Annotated in this window: 6 protein-coding genes and 3 tRNA genes; 8 read left to right on the top strand and 1 reads right to left on the bottom strand. The window is 52.1% G+C overall.

Translation table 11 applies throughout. The annotated features are described in order from the left end of the window. The first annotated feature begins 40 nt into the window (after window positions 1-40). From lpdA to bchH, 4 genes are all read left to right on the top strand, one after another. Window positions 41-1,456, top strand: coding sequence for a dihydrolipoyl dehydrogenase (gene lpdA / locus CFERDRAFT_RS06095; RefSeq protein ID WP_006366348.1), 1,416 nt, complete (start codon window positions 41-43; stop codon window positions 1,454-1,456). 213 nt (window positions 1,457-1,669) lie between these two features. Further along, window positions 1,670-2,860 carry a magnesium chelatase ATPase subunit I gene (bchI, locus tag CFERDRAFT_RS06090; RefSeq protein WP_006366347.1) on the top strand — a complete coding sequence of 397 codons (1,191 nt, stop codon included), beginning with the start codon at window positions 1,670-1,672 and terminating at the stop codon, window positions 2,858-2,860. Next, complete coding sequence (gene bchD, locus CFERDRAFT_RS06085) at window positions 2,860-4,713, top strand: magnesium chelatase ATPase subunit D (protein ID WP_006366346.1); 1,854 nt, start codon at window positions 2,860-2,862, stop codon at window positions 4,711-4,713. The genes bchI and bchD overlap by 1 nt, the downstream gene beginning before the upstream one ends. 137 nt (window positions 4,714-4,850) lie before the next feature. After that, entirely contained in the window at window positions 4,851-8,681 is a 3,831-nt protein-coding gene (gene bchH / locus CFERDRAFT_RS06080) for a magnesium chelatase subunit H (RefSeq protein WP_006366345.1), read from the top strand. 78 nt (window positions 8,682-8,759) lie between these two features. Here the strand turns inward: bchH and guaB are convergent, their stop codons facing one another. Further along, a complete protein-coding gene (gene guaB / locus CFERDRAFT_RS06075) occupies window positions 8,760-10,253 on the bottom strand; it encodes an IMP dehydrogenase (RefSeq protein ID WP_006366344.1) in 1,494 nt (497 codons plus the stop codon). A 210-nt stretch (window positions 10,254-10,463) separates the two neighbouring features. Between guaB and CFERDRAFT_RS06070 the strand changes: the two genes are divergently transcribed. The 4 genes from CFERDRAFT_RS06070 to CFERDRAFT_RS06055 all read left to right on the top strand — a co-directional run bounded on the left by CFERDRAFT_RS06070 (window position 10,464) and on the right by CFERDRAFT_RS06055 (window position 12,517). Further along, a tRNA-Ser gene (locus CFERDRAFT_RS06070) sits at window positions 10,464-10,554 on the top strand. 579 nt (window positions 10,555-11,133) lie between these two features. Next, window positions 11,134-11,216, top strand: a tRNA-Ser gene (locus tag CFERDRAFT_RS06065). Between the two features lie 11 nt (window positions 11,217-11,227). Continuing rightward, window positions 11,228-11,317, top strand: a tRNA-Ser gene (locus CFERDRAFT_RS06060). A 591-nt stretch (window positions 11,318-11,908) separates the two neighbouring features. Next, the gene (locus CFERDRAFT_RS06055) at window positions 11,909-12,517 is read left to right on the top strand and encodes a hypothetical protein (protein ID WP_006366343.1); all 609 of its coding nucleotides are present in this window, start codon (window positions 11,909-11,911) and stop codon (window positions 12,515-12,517) included. Window positions 12,518-13,082: the final 565 nt, after the last annotated feature.

The following is a 13,082-nucleotide window of genomic DNA, read 5'->3' as shown; positions in this document are numbered from 1 at the left end:
GAAGTGTCCACAAGTATACTAAAACCATACCACATCTTCTATGCATTCAACGCAACAGTTGCCTGAAGCGGAGGTTCTGAGGGTAGACCTGGCTGTAATCGGTTCCGGTCCCGGCGGTTATGAAGCGGCTCTTCGCGGGGCAAAGGCCGGCATGAAGGTCTGTATCATTGAAAAAGCAGCTCTCGGCGGAGTCTGCATCAACTGGGGCTGCATTCCTACCAAAGCTCTGCTGAAGAGTGCAGAACTTTTTGAGTCGCTTAAAAATCCCGGCACCTTTGGTCTTTCGGTGAAAGAGGTCTCGATTGATCTTGCCGAAGCGATAAAACGGAGCCGCAATGTGGCGCTGAAAATGTCGAAAGGAGTTGCTTACATGCTTCGCCGTAGTGAGGTTGAGGTGCTGCAGGGTGAAGCGCGCTTCAGCTCCCCGAACGATCTTGATGTTTATCGTGAGGGTACGCGAGTCGGCAGGGTCTCAGCCCGTCATATCATTATTGCATCCGGATCCCGTCCCCGTCTCTTTCCCGGTCTTGAGCCGGACGGCAACCGTATTATTACCAGCCGTGAGGCGCTGGCCATGAAATCGCTGCCCGGCTCCATGATTGTGGTCGGCGGCGGTGCTATCGGTGTTGAGCTGGCATGGTTCTATGCCATGGCCGGAACTGCGGTGACTCTTGTGGAGATGATGCCGCGGCTCCTGCCGCTTGAAGATGAAGAGATCTCGGCAGTGCTTTTGCGTTCTTTTCAGAAAGCAGGGATTACGGTCGCTGCCGGAGCGAAACTTGAGGGTGTCAAGGCAACCGGAGAGGGTGTTTCCGCTCTGCTTACGGTTGACGGCCAGGAGCCGCAACCGCTCAGTGCAGACTATCTTCTGGTTGCTATAGGGGTAACCGGTAATTGCGCCGATCTCGGCCTTGAGCATGCCGGAGTGGAGAGTGCACGGGGATTTGTGGTGACAGACTCGCTCTGCCGGACAGCCGCAGGGCATATTTTTGCTGTTGGTGATGTCCGTGGCGGCATGCTGCTTGCGCACAAGGCTTCCGCTGAAGCGGCCATTGCCATTGAGGTCATGAAGGGAGGAGCACCGGAGCCGCTTGAGGATTCGATGATCCCGCGCTGTGTCTACGCCGAGCCGTCGGTTGCCTCTATCGGTCTCGGTGAAAAGCAGGCTGAAGAGCGCGGTTACCGTGTCAAGGTTGGCCGTTCGATGTTTGCCGCATCCGGCAAGGCCAATGCTTATGGAAATCTTGAAGGGCTGGTGAAGCTGGTGTTCAATGCCGCCGATGATCGTCTGCTCGGTGCCCACCTGATCGGGCATGGAGCGGTTGAGCTGATCGGGGAGCTGACGCTTGCCCGCCGCCTGGAGGTTACGGCCGGGCTTCTCGCCGGAACGGTTCACGCGCACCCCACCCTGTCGGAGACAATCAGGGAGGCGGCGGAGAGTGTGCTGGAGGAGTGACAAGTAAAATAAATGGCACAAAAAAACGCGGAGTTGAGCTGCAGGATAAAAAACTCTCGGTGCATCCGCTCCGTTTATGAAAACCATTTTCTATTGTCTTTCTAAAAGCATAAATTCAATGTTTATTATCAAAACTCATTAAAAAACAGTAAACCTTTTTCTGTGAATGACTTCTCGGTTCATGGAGCAAGGGTACCAACCAAACCTTCAATTATGACTCAGACTGACAAGGCTGGAACGAAAACTGCTGCTAAAAAAGCTCCTGCAAAGAAAGCTCCTGTGGCAAAAGCTAAGGCGGGTTCAACGGTAATTGCAGCTCCGGAACCGAAAAAAGCAGCGCCTTCTGCTGCAAAGAAGAAGTCCGGTCTTGCCTTTCCTTTTACTGCTATTGTCGGTCAGGAGGAGATGAAGCTCAGTCTGATCCTCAATATCATTGATCCGAGGATCGGTGGAGTACTGGTTATGGGTCACAGGGGTACCGGAAAAAGTACCACGGTGAGGGCTCTTGCTGAAGTGCTTCCTTTTATTGACAGGGTCAAGGATGATACCTACAACCGTACGGTTGAACAGTATCTTGAGGGTGAAGAGAACAAAAAAGGGAAGGCGGCCATAGATCCGGCGTCCCTCCAGACAGAGAAAATTCCGGTTCCGGTCGTTGACCTTCCGCTTGGTGCTACCGAAGACCGTGTCTGCGGTACCATCGATATCGAACAGGCGCTTACCAGCGGTGTAAAGGCGTTTGAGCCGGGTCTTCTTGCCCAGGCAAATCGCGGGTTCCTCTACATTGACGAGGTCAACCTGCTTGATGACCATCTTGTTGACGTTCTGCTCGACGTTGCCGCCAGCGGCAAAAACGTGGTTGAGCGTGAAGGTATCAGTATCCGCCACCCTGCACGCTTTGTGCTTGTCGGCTCCGGTAACCCTGAAGAGGGCGAGCTCCGCCCGCAGCTTCTCGACCGTTTCGGCCTTCATGCCCGCATCATCACGATTCTTGATGTTGCCAAGAGGGTTGATATTGTCAAGCGCCGTCGTGAGTTCGATGATGATCCGGACGCTTTTATGAAAAAGTACAACCGCGAGCAGCAGAAGCTTCAGAAAAAGATCCAGCAGGCAAAAGAGCTGCTTCCTGAAGTTACCATGGATGACAGTGTACTGACCGATATTGCAAGGCTCTGTATGAACCTCGGCATTGACGGTCACCGCGGTGAGCTCACCATCACCCGTACCGCCCATGCCCACGCAGCTTTCCTCGGTCAGAAGGTAGTAACCATGAAGCATGTCAAGGAGATTGCCGGTCTCTGCCTGCGCCACCGTCTGCGCAAGGATCCGCTTGAAACCCTTGATGCCGGTGAAAAAATTGATCGCGAGATCGCTAAAGTCCTTGGAGAAGCGGAAGCAGTATAATGATAGCTTTTACCGATATTGTAGGAATGGATCTGGCCAAGAAGGCGCTTATGCTTCTGGCCGTTGATTCTTCTCTTGGCGGTGTAGTGATTCCCTCGGCTGTAGGGTCGGGAAAATCGACCATTGCCAGAGCCTTTGCCCATATTCTCCCCGAAGGAACCCCCTTTGTGGAGCTTCCCCTGAACGTCACCGAAGACCGCCTTATCGGCGGTGTTGACCTTGAGGCAACCCTTGCCACCGGCGTGCGCGTTGTGCAGCATGGCGTGCTTTCGAAGGCTAACGGAGGGGTACTCTATGTTGACTCCATCAGTCTGCTTGACAGTTCGGCGGTGTCGCACATCATGGATGCCATCTCGCGCGGCGAGGTGCTTGTCGAACGTGAGGGTCTCAGCGAGGTTCATCCGGCAAAGTTCATGCTGGTTGGGACCTACGACCCTTCAGACGGAGAGGTCCGCATGGGTCTTCTTGACCGGATAGGGATCATTGTCCCGTTCACTGCCCAGAACGACTACCGCGCACGTAAAAAAATTGTCAACACGGTGCTCGGCAAGCGGGATGCGGAGGATACTCAGGATGAACTCAACATGCTTACCGGCTTTATCCAGGCCGCCAGGGAGCAGCTGCCGCATGTCTCCATTACCAAAGAGCAGGTGCAGGCACTGATTCAGACGGCAATCAGCCTCGGTGTTGAGGGTAACCGTGTCGATATCTTTACCGTCCGTACCGCTCTGGCCAGCGCCGCTCTGGCACAGCGCAGCGACGTTGAGGATGAGGATATGAAACTGGCCATTAAGCTGGTACTCATTCCCCGTGCCACCCGGATGCCCGAGAGGGAAGCCGAGGCCGAAGAGATGCCACCCCAGGAGGAGCCGCCGCCGGAGGATCCGGAAGCCGAGGATGAGAACTCCCAGGCTGATACTCCGGATGCCGAAGCCGAGGAGGAGCAGAAGGATACTCCCGATATGATCGAGGAGTTGATGATGGATGCTGTTGAAATGGAGCTTCCTGACAACATTCTCAATATTTCGCTTGCATCAAAAAAGAAGGCTACAACCGGCAGTCGCGGTGAAGCGCTGAACAACAAGCGTGGCCGTTTTGTAAGATCCCAGCCCGGAGAGATGCGCAGCGGAAAGGTTGCGCTTATTCCGACACTGATTTCAGCCGCCCCCTGGCAGGAGACCCGCCGTCGGGATAAAAAGATGGCAGGCAGGCCGAAAACAGCCCTTATCATCACCAAGGATGACGTGAAGATCAAGCGGTTCCGCGACAAGTCGGGCACGCTCTTTATCTTTATGGTTGATGCTTCCGGCTCCATGGCGCTGAACCGTATGCGTCAGGCCAAGGGTGCTGTGGCAAGTCTTCTGCAGAATGCCTACGTGCATCGTGATCAGGTTGCCCTGATCTCGTTTCGCGGCAAACAGGCCCAGGTACTTCTCCCTCCTTCGCAGAGCGTCGATCGTGCCAAGCGCGAGCTTGACGTGCTACCGACAGGTGGCGGTACACCGCTCGCCTCTGCCCTCTATCTCGGATGGGAGACGGCCAAACAGGCCCGTACCAAAGGGGTCACCCAGGTGATGTTTGTGCTTATTACCGACGGACGCGGCAACATAGGGCTTCAGGCAGCCTTTGAACCGGACGCTGAAAAGGCATCCAAGGAGGTGCTTGAAAAAGAGATCGAATCCCTGTCGCTCTCCATTCAGGCCGATGGTGTTGCAGCTATTGTTATTGATACCCAGATGAACTACCTCTCAAGGGGTGAAGCGCCCAAGCTTGCCCAGAAACTTGGCGGACGTTATTTCTACTTGCCGAATGCAAAAGCTGAACAGATCGTTGAGGCGGTTTCAAGCTTCTGATTTCCGAAGACCTTTCCGGCTTATTCTGCCGGAAAGGTCCTATGCGGAACTATCCCCCTACTTTCATACATTTAAGGTAGTAGTATCATGCAGTTATTATTACCGCACAATGTGTATTTCACCTACCTCATCCAGCCATGTCAAATCGTCGTAAAATTGTCGCAGTTGTAGGCCTTGAGCAGTACAATGCCGGCCTATGGAGAAAGATCAAGGGACTACTTGACAGTGAAGCCGAGCTTACCCAGTTGAGTGATATTGATCTTGAAAAACAGTACCCTGAAGCGGCAACAGCCATTCAGGAGGCAGACTGTGTTTTCATGAGTATGATCAATTTCAAGGAGCAGATTGACTGGTTTAAAAAACAGCTTGATCTTGCGACGAACGAGAAAACCATCTTTATTTTTGAGTCGATGCCCGAGGCCATGGCGCTCACCAAAGTCGGAAGCTATTCGGTTGGTGACGGGAAGGCAGGTATGCCGGATATGGTGAAAAAGGTGGCGAAAATGCTGGTCAAGGGTCGTGATGAAGATGCGCTTTACGGTTACATGAAGCTCATGAAGATCATGCGCACCATTCTGCCGCTTGTGCCCAACAAGGCCAAGGATTTCAAGAACTGGCTGATGGTCTACTCCTACTGGATGCAGCCGACTCCGGAGAATATTGCCAACATGTTCCGCCTGATTCTGCGTGAATATTTCAATGAGCCGGTAACCGTTGGTGCGATCGTTGATGTTCCGAATATGGGACTCTATCATCCTGATGCGCCGGACTATTTCAAGGATGTCAAGAGTTTCAAGAACTGGTCAAAAAAACGCGGCATAAACTTCGACAAGGGGCAGAAAATCAGCATTCTCTTTTTCCGGAAGCACCTTATCCAGGAAAAGACCTATATCGACAATACCATACGTGTGCTTGAAAAACAGGGAATTCATGTATTTCCCGCATTTGTGATGGGTGTAGAGGGCCATGTACTGGTGCGTGACTGGCTGATCAAGGAGAAAATCGACCTTCTGATCAACATGATGGGGTTTGGGCTTGTAGGAGGACCGGCGGGTTCCACCAAGCCGGGAACTGCCGCAGAGGCGCGTCAGGAGATCATGGAAAGGCTTGATACGCCATATATTGTTGCCCAGCCGCTCCTGACTCAGGAGTTTGAGTCCTGGAAGGAGCTCGGTGTCTCTCCCATGCAGATGACCTTTACCTATGCCATTCCGGAGATGGATGGAGCAATCTGTCCGGTTATTCTCGGTGCGTTGCAGGATGGCAAGATCGAGACCGTTCATGAGCGTCTCGAACGCCTTGCACTGCTTTCCAAGCAGTGGCTCCGTCTGAGGGCAGCGGAAAACCGTGATAAAAAGCTTGCGTTTGTTGTCTATGATTATCCTCCGGGGCTTGGCAAAAAGGGAACAGCCGCCCTGCTTGATGTACCGCGCTCACTCTTTGCCATTCTGCAGAGCCTCAAAAAGGCAGGATACAATGTGGGACAGCTTCCGGAGAGTCCCGATGCACTCTTTGAGGCGATTGACCGGGCAACCGATTACCAGATTCAGCAGAACAAGCCTGATGCACTTAAAGTAAATTCTGAAAAATTCAGGGAGCTCACCTCCTCACGGGAGCGTGAGCGCATTGAGGCGCGCTGGAATGGCTTCCCCGGTGACATTGTTCCCATGGGAACGGATGATGTGTTTATCGGAGGCCTGCGGTTCGGCAATATCTTCATCGGTGTACAGCCCCGCATGGCGGTTCAGGGTGATCCGATGAGGTTGCTCTTTGACAAGGAGAACACGCCGCACCATCAGTATATAGCCTTCTACCGCTGGATCAGCCGTGAGTTCGGGGCTCATGCCCTTGTTCATGTCGGTATGCACGGTTCAGTTGAATGGATGCCGGGTCTCCAGACCGGTCTTACCGGTGATTGCTGGCCTGACGCTCTTTTGGGTGAGGTGCCGCATTTCTACATCTATCCGGTTAACAACCCCAGCGAGTCGACCATTGCAAAACGTCGCGGTCTTGCCACCATGGTATCCCATGTGGTGCCTCCACTGGCCCGTGCAGGCCTCTACAAGGAGCTTCCGGCACTCAAAGAGCTGCTTGCCGATTATCGCGAGCGCTTTTTGGGCACAGCCCATGAGGGGAGTATGGATGGTTCAGGTGTTGAAGAGGCTATCATGCAGAAAGCCGAGCTGCTTAACCTGACCGATGACTGCCCGAGAAGGGAGCAGGAGGGGTTCGGGGATTTTGTCAGCAGGCTCTACAGTTATGTGGCCGAGCTTGAAAACCGGCTTATTTCCAACTCGCTTCATGTTTTCGGTGAGGCAAGTCCGCTTGAGTCGCAGATTATCACGATTACTGAAACCCTCAAGAATCGTGGTGAAGATGGCAGGACCCTGCCAACTATTCTCATGAAATCATCCGGTAAAAACGGCCATTACGGCAGTTATGAGGAGGTCAGCCTCCGCTCAAGACAGGGAGATGAAGAGGCGATCATTATGCGCGAGTGGATTGAACAGGCGTGCCGCGATTTTGTACAGCAGGTATTCTTTGACCGCAAGAATGCAGCGGGCGCTTTTGCCTCTATTACCGGCGGCACCCAGCTTCCGGCTGAATACGCACCCTTCATTGATCAGCTTACCATGGATGGCGGCAAGCTGCTCTACGCGCTGCGCGATAATACCGGTGAGATGAGTGCGCTTTTGCGTGTTCTTGACGGTCGCTACATCGCTTCAGGTCCCGGCGGCGACCTGGTGCGTGACGGTGTAAGCGTGCTCCCTTCGGGGCGCAATATTCACTCCATTGATCCGTGGAGAATTCCCTCTGAACTTGCTTTCAAACGCGGGACGCTCATTGCCGACAGCATCGTCAAAAAACATCTTGAGGAAAACCATGGACTCTATCCGGAGACTATAGCCCAGGTGCTCTGGGGGCTTGACACCATTAAAACAAAAGGTGAGGCCGTTGCCGTGGTTATCAGGCTGCTTGGCGCAGAGCCGGCCTATGACGCTTTCGGCAAAATCAGTCACTACAGTCTGGTGCCGCTTGAAAAGCTCGGTCGTCCGAGAATCGATGTACTTATGCAGCTCAGCCCGATTTTCCGTGATGCTTTCGGTCTTCTTATGGACCAGCTTGACCGCCTTGTCAAGGAGGCAGCCAAAGCCGATGAGCCGCATGAGATGAACTATATCAAAAAACATGTTGATGAAGCGCTTGCTACCGGTGTGGAGTTTGACAGTGCAACCGCCCGTCAGTTTACCCAGTCACCGGGCGCCTATGGCACCTATGTTGATGATATGGTTGAAGATTCAGCATGGGAGACCGAAAACGATCTGGACGACCTCTTTATCCGCCGCAACAGCAGTGCCTACGGCGGAGGAAGAAAAGGGGAGAAGGAGACCGAGATCCTTCAGAAACTTCTCGGTTCGGTTGACCGGGTTGTCCATCAGGTGGACTCGACCGAGTTCGGTATTTCCGATATCGATCACTACTTCTCCTCATCCGGATCCCTGCAGCTTGCTGCACGGCGACGCAATACAAAGGGGGGAGACATCAAGCTTAATTATGTGGAGTCATTCACATCCGATATCAAGGTTGATGATGCCGAGAAATCGCTGCGTATCGAGTACCGTTCAAAACTGCTCAATCCGAAATGGTTTGAAGGGATGCTCAAGCATGGCCACAGCGGTGCAGGCGAAATCAGCAACAGGGTCACCTATATGCTCGGCTGGGATGCGGTAACCAAAAGCGTTGATGACTGGGTCTACAAAAAAACCGCAGAGACCTACGCGCTTGATCCCGAGATGAGGGAGCGCCTTGCAACCCTGAATCCGCAGGCGATCAAGAATATTGTCGGCCGCATGCTTGAAGCCCACGGCAGGGGAATGTGGAAAGCCGATCAGGATATGATCAGTGAACTGCAGGAGATCTATGCCGACCTTGAAGACAGGCTGGAAGGAATGAACGACGATAAATAGTATTGTCGAAGAGGAATGAAATCCCTGTAAGTCCTATACGTCATATGAGACCTATAGGACTTACAGAAGATTGAAGCGTTACATCGAGGTTGAGTAGTTGGGGGCCTCTTTGGTGATTTTGACATCGTGCGGGTGGCTCTCCCGGAGGCCGGCAGAGGTAATACGCACAAACTTTGTGGTTGTTTTCAGCTCATCAATACTCCTGACTCCGCAGTATCCCATTGCCGATTTAAGCCCGCCGATTAACTGGTATACCACTTCGTCAAGCTGCCCTTTGGATGGAATCCGGCCTTCAATACCTTCCGGTACATACTTTTTCGACTCCTTTGATGCATCCTGAAAGTAGCGGTCACTGCTTCCTTCCGGTTCGCTCATGGCCCCCAGAGAGCCCATTCCGCGATAGGTTTTGAATTTCCGTCCTTCATAGAGAATGGTCTCCCCCGGACTCTCATCGGTTCCGGCGAAAATACTTCCGATCATAACGGAATCTGCTCCGGCAGCAAGGGCTTTGGCTATATCACCGCTGTATTTGACACCGCCATCGGCAATGATGGGTGTATTGGTTTTCGCTGCCTCTTCCGCACAGTTTATGATTGCCGTCAACTGAGGCATGCCGACACCGGCAACAATGCGGGTGGTACAGATGCTACCCGGTCCTATTCCTACTTTAACACAGTCGGCACCGGCTTCGATCAGGTCTCTTACCGCTTCAGGTGTGGCGACATTACCGGCGATAACCTGAAGATCGGCGTAGGCATTTTTGATCAAGCGTACGGTGTCAAGCACCGCCTTGCTGTGCCCGTGTGCGGTATCTACGGCAACAACATCAACACCGGCATTAACCAGCGCCTTGACCCGATCAAGGGTGTTCTCGCGGATACCTACGGCAGCTCCGACCCGGAGGTGACCCTGACTGTCCTTGCAGGCATTGGGGAACTGTTTGCGTTTCTGCACATCTTTGAAGGTGATCAACCCTTTCAGATTGCCATCACTGTCGGTAATGAGCAGTTTTTCGATTTTGTTGAAAAGCAGGATCTCTTCGGCTTTTTCAAGATCAACATCCTCTCTGGCGGTAATGAGGTTTTTGCTGGTCATGATGCTCGCGATCTTGGCATCCAGTTCCGGTTTGATGCGAAGATCCCGGTTTGTGACTATCCCTTTAAGTTTTTGTGAAGTGTCGCCTTCGAATTTCGGGCGGGCAATCACCGGTATTCCGGAAATGGAGTGACGAAGCATGAGGTCAAGAGCATCCTGCATGGTTGCATCTTCATAGAGGGTGAAGGGGTTGCGGATAATGCCGCTTTCAAACCGCTTGACCCTGGCCACTTCGCGAGCCTGCTCCTCTATTGAGAGATTTTTATGGATAATACCGATACCGCCTGAACGGGCAAGTGCTATGGCAAGATCTGACTCTGTCACCGTATCCATTGCTGCGCTAACCAGAGGAATTTTAAGCGTAATGGTTTTGGTGAGCCGGCTTGAAACAACCGTTTCCTTGGGAAGAACACTTGAATATGCAGGGATAAGAAGAACATCGTCAAAGGTCAATGCTTCATAGAGAATCTTCGTCATTGGCAGCACGGTTAATGGATTGCGGCAAAATCAATTTTGCCAATTTACAAAAAGTGAGCGTAGAATGACAATCTTAATCACGCTAAAGCGCAACCGGAAAATAGAGGATTTGACAGAGAAGCCCTGAAAAACCGCTTGTGGAAAGATATATCAGTAACAGAATGCTTTTGAAAATCTAAAATAGAGTGTAAATTGCAGGCCTTTTAATACGGAGAGGTCGCATAGTTGGTCTAGTGCGCTCGCCTGGAAAGCGGGTAGGGTGTCAAAGCCCTCGAGGGTTCGAATCCCTCCCTCTCCGCCAGCAAGAAAATCCACCGAAGCAAAGATTCGTGTGGCAGTGTTATTTGAGATTGAGGAAATGAGGAGGGATGAGAACCCGGTAAGAGGCGTTCGACAAATGGGCCGCGCAAGCGGAACATTTGGACGGCGACCGAAGTGGAGCCGCCCCGCAGAGCGGGGTGAGATGCAAAGCATCGAATCAATCCCTCCCTCTCCGCCAGCAAGAAAATCCACCGAAGCAAAGATTCGTGTGGTCATGTTATTTGAGATTGAGGAAAAGAGGAGGGATGAGAACCCGGGAAGAGGCGTTCGACAAATGGGCGGCTTCAGCAGGCCATTTGGACGGCGACCGAAGTGGAGCCGCCCCGCAGAGCGGGGTGAGATGCAAAGCATCGAATCAATCCCTCCCTCTCCGCCAGCAAGAAAATCCACCGAAGCAAAGATTCGTGTGTTTATTGTGTTTTTTTATAGGTCCTATGGGTCCCATAAGTCCTATAGGACCTATAGAAGAAGTTTAAAGGCATTAAATCCTGTTAACGCATTTTTTTCTGGCATTTTCAGGAGTATTCACTATCTTTGTCCCTGTTCTTTATAACATCGAGGAGGATTAGCCTAATTGGTAAGGCAGCAGTCTTGAAAACTGCCGGGTTCACGCCCATGGGGGTTCGAGTCCCTCATCCTCCGCCGTACAATCAGGAGAGGTGGCCGAGTGGCTGAAGGCACCGGTTTGCTAAACCGACATAGTTCTTATAGAGCTATCGAGGGTTCGAATCCCTCCCTCTCCGCAATAAACCCCGCACCAGCGGGGTTTTTGCATTTCAGGGAGGGATGAGAACCCGGGAAGAGGCGTTCGACAAATGGGCCGCGCATGCGGAACATTTGGACGGCGACCGAAGCGGAGCCGCCCCGCAGAGCGGGGTGAGAAGCAGAGCTTCGAATCAATCCCTCCCTCTCCGCAATAAACCCCGCACCAGCGGGGTTTTTGCATTTCAGGGAGGGATGAAAACCCTTCCCACCCATCCTCTCCGCATAAAAGAGAGCTTCCGGAAAACCGGGAGCTTTTTTTGTTTGCAGGTTAACGTGTCAACCTGCTCTTCTGTCTCGCAAACAGTCTCACTATCGTCTCTCTGTGTGTCTCATAAAACGATACAATATAATCTAAATGAGACGGAATCTTCCCTGCCGGGGCGTTTTCAGTGCTCTTGATTGAGAGGAGGTTAATAAAGCCGGTAAATACCATTTAAAAAAAGAGATATCACCATTTTTGTTACTTGAGTCCGGCTGCTGTTGCCGGTATGAAATATCTTTGGCACGGGAGTTGATGCATTACATGCAGAGAAATTAAATCAAACGACCATACGTAAAGGAACAACACCATGAAACACCTTAAAACAATCAAGTCTATAGCTTTGGGTGCAGCACTTCTCGTTATGAGCGCAATGCCAAAATCAGCCGAAGCAGCAGTAACCCAGTCGGGAACAACCACGGTCACCGTTACGATGCCGGAGTATCTTGTTCTGCACTACTACAGCGCGGTTGCCCTGAACTTCTCGGCCACCTCGGCAAGTTCATCGCAGACCGGTTCACCGTTGTCGGCTACCTGGACCACGCTTGGTGATACCACAGAGACCCTCTCGGCCTCAGCAACAGAGGTTGGCCCGTCAACCGCCAAAATCACACTGAAGAATGCATGGGCGATTGCCGGTCTTTCAAGCAGCGGAACAGCAACCGTATCAATTACCGGTACTGATTTCACAGCAACAAGAGCCGGTTCAACCTCAAAGATCGGTGTGAGCGGATACGGACTGGCCTCAACCAATGGAGTAAGCGGAGCGGTTTCAGGAAGCACCATTACCACGCAGCTGCGCGGTGTTACCGGCCAGACCCAGACCGTTGGAGATGTCAAGATGACGCTCAACTTCTCGAACACGACAGAGTCCGGTGCGCACACAGGATCGTTCACGATTACCGCACAGACTATCTAAGATAAAGGAACGTTAAACGCACCGGTTCTTAATAAAGAGTCGGGGCAGTAAAAAGGGAAGGTTCATGAGCAGGAGCCTTCCCTTTTTGATGTTTATGAACGCCGGCAGCTCTCTCCTCTGCAGGTGAGGTTCCCGCAAACGGATTCAACCGCAATAAGCGGCCCGGTAGTCTCACCAAATGTCTCAAAAAACGATGATGATAGATTAATGTGAGACAGATTGTCTCCATCAGTAACCGCTCCGGTATGTTAATGTAACCCTGAACGCTCTGACCGGTGAGAACGAATCATCGGGGAAGAATCGCGATAAGAAAATGATAAATATAGAGATAACGATATTTCGAGAGAGGCGGAATGGTCGCGTTGTTGTTTGCAGGTGTTTTTCTGGCACGGTAGTTGATGCATTATATACCAGAATTAGAAACACAAAATTATCAACTACGACCAAACAGGATACGATCATGAAAAACAGCAAAACTCTTCGCACCCTTGCTCTCGGAGCCGCACTTCTCGGTCTCTCGGTTATGCCCTCAACAGCTATGGCAACACCGGTCTCCCAGTCAGGA

The sequence above is a fragment of the Chlorobium ferrooxidans DSM 13031 genome (assembly GCF_000168715.1).
Classification (GTDB): Bacteria; Bacteroidota; Chlorobiia; order Chlorobiales; family Chlorobiaceae; genus Chlorobium; species Chlorobium ferrooxidans.
This window is presented reverse-complemented; position numbering and strand designations above follow the sequence as displayed.